This window comes from Aquabacterium sp. (assembly GCF_004297345.1).
Lineage (GTDB): Bacteria > Pseudomonadota > Gammaproteobacteria > Burkholderiales > Burkholderiaceae_C > Aquabacterium.
In genome coordinates, this window is record NZ_SCTN01000474.1 from 1 (window position 1) to 9361 (window position 9361).

General features: G+C 62.7%; 7 protein-coding genes and 1 pseudogene. 4 read left to right on the forward strand and 4 right to left on the reverse strand.

Annotated features, from left to right (window positions below; translation table 11 throughout):
- Positions 1-282 precede the first annotated feature (282 nt).
- Together EPO09_RS18265 and EPO09_RS18270 are read left to right on the forward strand one after the other, a co-directional pair.
- Complete coding sequence (locus EPO09_RS18265) at positions 283-2043, forward strand: PhoH family protein (protein ID WP_290645299.1); 1761 nt, start codon at positions 283-285, stop codon at positions 2041-2043.
- 203 nt (positions 2044-2246) lie between these two features.
- Positions 2247-3632: a diguanylate cyclase gene (locus tag EPO09_RS18270; protein WP_290645301.1), complete on the forward strand. Its 1386-nt coding sequence runs from the start codon at positions 2247-2249 to the stop codon at positions 3630-3632.
- Here EPO09_RS18270 and rlmD read toward each other — a convergent pair.
- From rlmD to surE, 4 genes are read right to left on the reverse strand one after another with little or no spacing between them, the layout of a single operon-like run.
- The gene (gene rlmD / locus EPO09_RS18275; RefSeq protein WP_290645303.1) at positions 3561-5009 is read right to left on the reverse strand and encodes a 23S rRNA (uracil(1939)-C(5))-methyltransferase RlmD; all 1449 of its coding nucleotides are present in this window, start codon (positions 5007-5009) and stop codon (positions 3561-3563) included. The genes EPO09_RS18270 and rlmD overlap by 72 nt on opposite strands.
- Before the next feature lie 27 nt (positions 5010-5036).
- Positions 5037-5987 (reverse strand): peptidoglycan DD-metalloendopeptidase family protein, encoded by a 951-nt coding sequence (locus EPO09_RS18280; protein ID WP_290645305.1) that lies wholly within the window; start codon positions 5985-5987, stop codon positions 5037-5039.
- A 51-nt stretch (positions 5988-6038) separates the two neighbouring features.
- Positions 6039-6929: a protein-L-isoaspartate O-methyltransferase gene (gene pcm, locus EPO09_RS18285; RefSeq protein WP_290645307.1), complete on the reverse strand. Its 891-nt coding sequence runs from the start codon at positions 6927-6929 to the stop codon at positions 6039-6041.
- Positions 6926-7675, reverse strand: a complete 750-nt coding sequence (surE, locus tag EPO09_RS18290) for a 5'/3'-nucleotidase SurE (protein ID WP_290645309.1) — start codon at positions 7673-7675, stop codon at positions 6926-6928. Before surE ends, pcm begins: the two co-directional genes overlap by 4 nt.
- 193 nt (positions 7676-7868) lie before the next feature.
- On the opposite strand from surE, the gene EPO09_RS18295 reads away from it, so the two are divergent.
- Both EPO09_RS18295 and EPO09_RS18300 read left to right on the forward strand, forming a co-directional pair.
- Entirely contained in the window at positions 7869-8600 is a 732-nt protein-coding gene (locus tag EPO09_RS18295; protein WP_290645311.1) for a response regulator transcription factor, read from the forward strand.
- 44 nt (positions 8601-8644) lie between these two features.
- A pseudogene (locus EPO09_RS18300) lies at positions 8645-9361 on the forward strand (hypothetical protein); the annotation flags it as partial.

The window sequence follows — 9361 nt, forward strand, 5'->3', positions numbered from 1 at the left end:
TGTTTTTGGGGGTCGATGCGGAGGGGACTTGCCCTGATCGTGAAACATCGTCAGGGAAAGCGTGATGCATTCGGCCTGTTGACCTGCCGCAACACGACGCCACGGCAGGCATGGAGTGTGCATAATCAATTTCATGCATCTGAGCTGTACTGAACTCAGTCCACTGTCTGACCACCGATCTGCCGAGCATCGACCCGATGCCTGCGAGATCGACCAGCCTGAGGCCGCACATTGTCCTGTGCGGCCTTTTTGTTTGTGCCTTCACTATTGACGGACACCATCATGCCTCTGCCCAAGCCGCCCACCAAACGCGCTGACATGCTGAACGCTGACGACTTCACGTCCCAGCCCAAACCTGTCAAGCAAGCCAAGAGCACCACGCGCTCCGCATCGGCCAAAGCAGTGCCCACCGTGATCCAGCCACCTGTGCTGGAACTGGTGAAGCCCGCAGCCACCGTTGTGGAACCCGTGACCGCACTCAAACCCACCAGCACCAAGAAGGGGCGCGCTGTTGCCCCGATCGTGGCGGACAAATCCGATTCGGCGCCTGTGGTCACCAAAACGTCCAACGGCGACAGCGCCAAGTCGCGCCATCTGCCCGCCCCCGGTTCCAGCACCACGCGTCGCCGCCGCGATGTGGGCGGCCCCGCCAAGCTGTTCGTGCTGGACACCAACGTGCTGCTGCACGATCCGATGTCGCTGTTCCGCTTCGAAGAGCACGATGTCTACCTGCCCATGATCACGCTCGAAGAGCTGGACGGACACAAGAAGGGCATGACCGAAGTAGCGCGCAACGCCCGCCAGGTCAGCCGCGATCTGGATGCACTGGCCGCCGACATGAGCAGCCGCCAGCAGCTTGACCCCGCCTCGGGCATCGACCTGACCAAGACCGGCCACGTTGAAGCCAAGGGCAAGCTGTACTTCCAGACCATGGGCATGGAAGTGCAACTGCCTGCCGGCCTGCCGCAAGGCAAGGCCGACAACCAGATCCTGGGCGTCGTGCAAGCACTGCGCAGCCAGCATCCGGGCCGCGATGTCGTGCTGGTGTCCAAGGACATCAACATGCGCATCAAGGCGCGCGCGCTGGGACTGATCGCCGAAGACTATTTCAACGACAAGACGCTGGAAGACGGCGACCTGCTCTACACCGGCGTGCTGCCGCTGCCCAGCGACTTCTGGGAGCGCCACGCCAAGGGCATGGAAAGCTGGCAGCAAGGTGGCATCACGTACTACCGCGTGGCCGGCCCCATGGTGCCTGTCCTCCTGATCAACCAGTTCGTGTACCTGGAGAGCCCGGGCGCCACACCCTGGTACGGCAAGGTCATCGAGATCACGGGCAAGACCGCCGTGCTGCGCACCTTGAAGGACTACGCCAACCAGAAGCACTCTGTGTGGGGCGTATCGGCGCGCAACCGCGAGCAGAACTTCGCGCTCAACCTGCTGATGGACCCCGAATGCGACTTCGTGACGCTGACGGGTTCCGCCGGCACCGGCAAGACGCTGATGACACTGGCTGCCGCCTTGTGCCAGGTGCTCGATGAGCGCCGGTACACCGAAATCATCGTCACCCGCGTGACGGTGCCGGTGGGCGAAGACATCGGCTTCCTGCCTGGCACGGAAGAAGAAAAGATGTCGCCCTGGATGGGCGCGCTGGATGACAACCTCGAAGTGCTGGCTCGCGGCGACAACAGCGCTGGCGAATGGGGTCGCGCGGCCACCAATGAACTGGTGCGCAGCAAGATCAAGATCAAGAGCATGAACTTCATGCGGGGCCGCACCTTCCTGAACAAGTTCCTGATCATCGACGAGGCGCAGAACCTGACGCCCAAGCAGATGAAGACGCTGATCACACGCGCCGGCCCCGGCACCAAGATCATCTGTCTGGGTAACCTGGCTCAGATCGACACGCCCTACCTCACCGAAGGCAGTTCGGGCCTGACCTATGCGGTGGACAAGTTCAAGGGCTGGCCGCACAGCGGGCACGTCACGCTGGCTCGCGGCGAACGTTCGCGTCTGGCAGACTTTGCCTCTGAAGTGCTCTGACTTCAGCGCAGCACAAGCCACCACACAAGGACCCTTCGGGGTCCTTTTTTCTTGGCGACAACACCTCGATCGATACGTGAAATTTCAAAGCGTAGAAAACCGCGCATTACTTGACAGAAAGCGCGCTGCCGTTTGATGCAAGGTCTACACAAATGCTTGCAAATGGCCAGAATGGTGAAATAGCCTCTACGACCATTCATCCCTTGAGTCAGGCAGTCCCCCTCATCACCACCTACTCAGGCATCAGTACAACGCAGTTTCTGGTGCTGCTCGCGTTCATGTTGATCATGTTCGTGGCGGGTTTGTTTGTGCTGGTTCATCACAAGGGAAACAAACTGGGCGGCAACTCACCGGCGTTGGACAAGCTGTCCAACCTCATTCTCTCCAGCGAGCCCAAGCAGTCCATCTTGTTGCTTCGTTACCTGGTGGGCTCAGCCAACGCCGTAGCGGGCGTGGCCGCACTGAACTACGGCGTCTCGGAAGGTGTGATTGCCGCAGAAGGCAGTGGCTGGTTGACGGTCACCGCATTGGTCTGCACGATAGGTTTTTACGCCTTCATGCGCACCGGTTTGAACAAGCGACTGGCCGATCCGTCCATGGCCGGGCCACAAGTCATCTGCGCGGAACTCTTCCTGGCCTGGGGATACCAGTTGGGTGGGCCAGGTAGCTCGATCGCGCTGCTGCTGCTGTTCGTCTTCCTGATGTTCAGCATGTTCACCTCCACCACCCGCACGCTGATTCAAGCCAGCGTCGTGGCTGCACTTGCATTCGGGGCGGCCATGCTGAATGTGGCCAACAACAGCCCGCAAGTGCCTTACATGGCCAAGCTGCAAATGGTGTATTTCGCCGTGATGCTGTTCATGTTGGTGAGCGTGTGCCTGCTGGTGTCGCAACTTAACCGCATCAGAGACAGCTCGACCCGACGCAAGAAGGAACTCTCGGAAGCACTGGCGCGCATTCAGGATCTGGCCACACGTGATGAGCTCACCGGGCTGTTCAATCGCCGTCACATGCTGGAGTTGCTCAACACGGAAAAGCACCGCTGCATCCGCACCGAGCGCCGTTTCTGCATGGCGATGATCGACGTAGATCTGTTCAAGTCGGTCAATGACAAACATGGCCACATGGTGGGCGACGAGGTGCTGGCATCGGTGGCACGCATCGTCAGCAGCGGCCTGCGTGAAACCGATGTGGTGGCGCGCTGGGGCGGTGAGGAGTTCCTCGTGATGTTCACCGATACCGATTGCCCGACGGCTGAACTGGTGTTGTCACGCATCCAGATGATGCTGTCGGCCAGCATGGTGAGCGAGAGCGCGCCCAGCCTGCATGTGACCTTCTCCGCCGGGCTCACACACTACGAGCCCGAGGAGATGCTGACACGCACCATCGACCGCGCCGACCGTGGCCTCTACATGGCCAAGGCAGGCGGACGCAACCGCGTGGTGCGCCTGGAGCCGGGCCAGCCCGAAGAGGCCGCCGTCACGGCGCCTGCTTCAGGCAAGGCTACACCGCTGCAATCAGTCGCGCTCGAAAACCGCCATGCTTTCAACGTGGGCGGTATGGGGGAACATGTTCACCGCCCCGCCTGACACGCAGCGGTAACCCGCCTGGTGCACCAGCAAGCCGGCATCTCGCGCCAGCGTAGAGGGGCTGCAGCTCACATAGACGATGCGCTTGGGCGGCACCCAATCCGGCACCAGCGTCGGATCCTGATGCAGATCGGCCATGGCCTTGGCCAGTGCAAAAGCACCTTCACGCGGCGGGTCGATCAACCACTTGTCGGCATGACCATAGCCAGCCAGTTCCTGCGGCGTGATCTCGAACAGGTTGCGGGCCACGAAGCTCGTGTTCGCATCCACGCCATTGATCTTGGCGTTCTCGCGTGAGCGGGCTACCAGGGTTTCACTGCCTTCAATGCCCAGCACTTCCCGGGCTTGGGTGGCCAGCGGCAAGGTGAAGTTACCCAGGCCGCAGAACCAGTCGATCACACGCTCATCGGGCTGCACATCGAGCAAGCGCAGCGCACGGCCCACCAGCACCTGGTTGATGGCGTGGTTGACCTGCGTGAAGTCAGTTGGCTTGAACGGCATGGTGATGCCGAACTCGGGCAAGGTGTAATCCAGCGAAGGCAAGGATTCGTCCAGCGGGTGAACGGTGTCCGGGCCCTTGGGCTGCAACCACCAGGAGATGGTGTGCTGGCCGCCATCGTGTGCGCTGTGCTCGGCAGAGAAGTCACGCAGGCGTTGCGCGTCAGCCGGGCTGAGCGCATTCAAGTGACGCAACACCAGCACCGTGACCTTGGTGCCGACGGCCACCTCGATCTGCGGCAGGCTCTCGCGCTGGTCCATGCTCATGATGAGCGCGCGCAAAGGCATCAGCAGGCGGCTCATGTGGGGAGGCAGGATCTCGCAGGTCTGCATGTCGGCCACGTAGCGGGATTTACGCTCGTGGAAACCCACCAGCACGGTGCCCTTCTTGGCCACATAGCGCACCGACAGGCGAGCGCGGTAACGGTAGCCCCAGGCAGGCCCTTCAATGGGGCGCAGCAGCATGTCAGGCTTGACCTTGCCCAGGTGCCAGAGGTTGTCTTCCAGCACGCGCTGCTTGACAGCCACCTGGGCACTGGCATGGAAATGCTGCATCTTGCAGCCGCCACACCGGCCAAAGTAGGTGCACTGGGGCTTGACGCGCTGCGAGCTTTCGCAACGCAGGTCCGTCATCGTGCCCTGCTCCCAGTTGTTTTTCTTGCGGGAGATGTTGACGCGCACTTCTTCGCCGGGCAGCGCATCTTCAACGAACACGACCTTGCCATCTGCGCGATGGGCCACGCCCTGGGCCTCAAGGTCCAGGGATTCGATCTTCAGCCACTGCAGGTGCGGTGGCACGGGCGGGGTTTCGGGGGCCACTGCATCGACAACTGGGCCAACAGGGGCAGCAGAAACAGAAACGGGGGATGAATCACTCATCCCCCGATTGTCTCAGACCCGAGCGCCTCAGCGGCTGGGCAACTGTTTGGCGGGGTCGATCGGTTTGCCGCGCTTGCGAATTTCGAAGTGCAATTGCACGCGGTCAGCGTCGGTCGAACCCATTTCGGCGATCTTCTGGCCCTTGCGCACGCTCTGGTCTTCCTTGACCAGCAGCGTCTGGTTGTGGGCGTAGGCCGTCAGGTACTCGCCGTTGTGCTTGATGATGATGAGGTTGCCGTAACCACGCAGGCCGGAGCCGGCGTACACCACGGAGCCGTCAGCAGCCGCGTAGACCGGATCACCCGCCTTGCCACCAATGGCCAGGCCCTTGCGCTTGCCCTCTTCAAAGCCACTGAGCGTGGGACCATTGGCAGGCCAGCTCCAGGCAGGCTCGTCCGCATCCTTGGCGGGTGCGTCCTTGCTGTCCTTATCCTTGTCTTTGCCTGCATCCTTGGGCTCGGCAGCGGCACTGGCAGCAGGCGCAGCCGATGCCGCACCCGAGGCGCCACTGGCTGCGGCTGCAGCCACGCCTGAGGCCGTCTTGGCCACCACATTGCCCTTGGCATCCACACTGCGGGCCTCGATCTTGGGGCTGCCAATGGGCTTGGTGATGGCGGCGCCAGAGGCCACGGCCGTGGCATCCGCTCCTGGCGGAATCACACGCAGAACCTGCCCCTCTTCAATGAGATTGGGGTTCTCCAGGCTGTTCCAGACAGCCAGATCACGCCAGCGCTGGCCGGCATCCAGCGAGATACGGATCAGCGTGTCACCCTTCTTGACGGTGTAGTAACCCGGCTTGCCCGCGTTTTCGGCGCCTGGCAGCACCTTGGGCGTGGCGGATGCATTCGACGCAGTGCCGGGCGTACCCGCACGCGAACGGTCTTCGACCGGCGCATGGTGGTTGGTCGAGGCGCAGCCCGCCAGAACGAGCGTCAAGGCTGCGGCGGCAGCGAACCTGTAAGTGAAATTCATGTGCATGGGGACATTCAGCCGGGCCGGCGCGAGACAAACGCCGCCAACCCGTTTACGTCATGTGGTGCCTGATTTTAGGGGGACGAACAGCACGGCGCCGGCGCGGCTGTGCTGCAAACTGCCATCGGGCAGGCGATCAAGGATGGTCAACACCTGTGTGCCACCTCGGGGCTCTTCCAGCGGCGCAACCAGCCGGCCGCCGGGCGCCAGTTGATCGATCCAGGCTTGAGGCAAGGCCGAGCCACCGGCCGCAGCAATGATGGTGTCGTAAGGTGCCAGAGGCGCGTGGCCGATCATGCCATCACCGTAGACAAGGCGCACATCCGGCCACTCGGGCAGATGCTGGCGCAAGGTATCCAGATTGCTGCGCGCTTTCAGGTGCAGATCCCGCAGGCGTTCGATGGACACCACGCGCCGGGACAAATGCCCCAGCAGGGCCGCCTGGTAGCCACAGCCACTGCCGATTTCCAGGCATTGGCCCAGCGGTTTGTGCGTCACGGTCACGTCGACCTGAACCTGCAGGCCAGGCCGCACGCACAGCAGCTGCATCATGGCCGCCACGACAGACGGCTTGGAGATGGTCTGCCCCAGCCCGATGGGCAGGCTGGTGTCTTCATAGGCCTGGTTGACCAGGGCGGTGTCCACAAACAGGTGGCGCGGCACGCGGGCAAAAGCGTCCAGCACGTGCTGGTGGCTGATCCCGTCCTGCATCAGGCGCTCGACCATGCGTCGGCGCACATGGATGGAGTCCATGCCCACGCCTTGCGGTGTGGTGTGGCGGCGGCGATCCTGCTCGGCCTGCTGAAGGTGCACCTGCGGGCGCAGCAACTCTCGCGCGCCGGTCTGGGCCACGGGGGCCGGCTTGGGGCCGGACGATTTGACCGTGGCCACCTGATCCAGCTGCAGCGGAAAGCGGCGGGGCTTGCGATCAGGTTGACTGGCACTCATCGTGTGCCCACCCATCCCTGCCAGGCAGGCAGACGCTGGTGATCCGTCATGTCGACCTGCAGGGGCGTGATCGATACCTGGCCATGGCGCACCGCATGGAAATCGGTGCCTTCACCGTCTTCCTTGGCTTCGCCGGCCGGGCCGATCCAGTAGAACATGTCGCCACGTGGATTGGCTTGCGCCACGGCAGGGAAGCTGGCGTGACGGCGTCCCAGGCGGGTGATGGCCCAGGGGGCCTTGTCCACATCGGCCAAGGCCGGGATATTGACGTTGAGCAGCCAGGGCCTGGCGGCCGGCGGCTGGGCCAGCGCGTGCTCAACCACCTGCCGTGCAACACGCGCCGCCACATCCAGGTGCTGCCAGCCTTTGTCCGTCAGGGAAAAGGCAATGGCGGGCACGCCAAACAGGTGCCCTTCTGTCGCGGCGGCGACCGTGCCGGAGTAGAGGGTGTCGTCGCCCATGTTGGCGCCGTTGTTGATACCCGACAGTACGAGGTCCGGTTTGGGGATCAAGCCGGAGGTCAAAGCCAGGTGCACGCAATCGGATGGTGTGCCGCTGACGTAGCGGAAACCGTTGCTGGCCGTGTGCAGGCTCAGGGGCTGATGCAGGCTCAGGGCGTTGGAAGTACCGCTGGCATTGCGCTCAGGCGCAAAGACATCAATGTGGCCCAGGCCTTCGCAGGCTGCAACCAGGGCAGCGATGCCCGGCGCGAGGTAGCCATCGTCGTTGGCAATCAAAATTCGCATACACGGATTGTAGAAGCGCAACGCCTGGAAAGGTCAAACCGTTTAACCGGGGGGCCTTGAGGTGACGACAAGCGCTCTGGACCTGATAATCTCGCGGTGAACGTCCGAAAGGATAAGTTCGCCTGGCCCTTGCCTGGCGAGCAGACAGAGCAACACCCCGCTTGGCCAGAACGACGGCTTCGGGAGGAGCACCATGGCCGTCAAGGTATTGATTCTCGAAGACAACCCGGTCGCCCGGGGCTTTCTGTGCCGCGTGGTACGCGAAAGCTTCAGCGACGTCAGCAGCATCACCGAAGCCGGTGATCTGGACGCTGCACGTCGTTTGCTCGGGCACGCGGCAGGCGGCAAAGCGGCCCCGACCGATGATCCTTACCAGTTGATCCTGGTGGATCTGGAGTTGCCTGATGGAAGCGGCCTTGAGTTGCTGACCGAGCTGGCCAATTACCCGGCCACCCGCATCGTCACGACGCTGTATTCGGATGACGACCACCTCTTCCCGGCCCTGCAGTGCGGCGCTGACGGCTACCTGCTCAAGGAAGACCGCTTTGAAGTGCTGGTCGAAGAGTTGCAAAAAATCGTGCGCGGCCAGCCACCGCTGTCACCCGCCATTGCGCGGCGGTTGTTGACCCACTTCCGCTCCGGCGATGGACATGGCAACGGCCTGGGCCATCCGCAAGCACCTCAGGCCGCGGCGCCTGCCGTGGCAACTGCGGCGCCTGCCGCGCTGGATCACGAACGCCTGACGCCACGCGAAAGCGAAGTGCTGACCTACCTCAGCAAGGGCTTCACGATCAAGGAAATTGCCTCGCTGATGGGCATCAAGTGGTTCACGGTCAACGACCACATCAAGTCCATCTACAAGAAGCTCAATGTGTCCAGCCGCGCAGAAGCCGCTGTGCTGGCCAGCAAGCAAGGCCTGGTGTGATCACCAGCGAGGCCTGACCTGATCGGCCCCGCAGCACACCGACCATGACCACCCCCTCACCTGGCAAATTGCTGACAGACAGGCGCCCAGGCTGGCCCAGCCTGGACGAGATCCTGCAAGGCTCTCACGAACTGCCGCGCTGGATAGGCTGGCGGCTGCGCGCGCTGGTCACGACCATCTTGCTGGCTTGTGGCCTGCTCTTTCTGGTTGCGCACTGGCTGTCCACGCAGCCGCACTTGCCTTTCAACCTGCGGGCCACGCCGGAAGGACAGATCAAGATCCAGGGGGCGGACTATCCACCTCTGGTGCACCTGGAGGGACGCATCCTGGATGGCTTGCGGCTGGATCTGCCCGTCAATACGGGCGTGCAGACGCTGTATGCCCCCATCGAGTTGCTCTCGCTGCAACGCTCCGAGCGCTGGCTCATCGACCCGGATCTGCGCCAGCGGCATCTGCAACTGCATCAGCGCATGAACGCCTTGCTCGCGCAGGCAGGTTCAAGCAACCTGACCGTCAATGTTGACCTGCTGCATGCGCCGGATGAACCCGTGTCGATCAGCCCTGTGGGCTGGTCAGGCCTGAGCCCACTCTTCTGGCTTTTGAGCCTGCTGGCACTTGCCGTGTTTGGCGTGGGCATCGTGGTGCTGCTGGCCGAACCGCAGTGGCGCAACATGGCCTTTGCGGTACTGGCCATGAGTCAAGCGGGACAGTTGCTGTTCATTGCCATCGAGAACAACCTGGACGTGTTCGCGCCAGTCTGG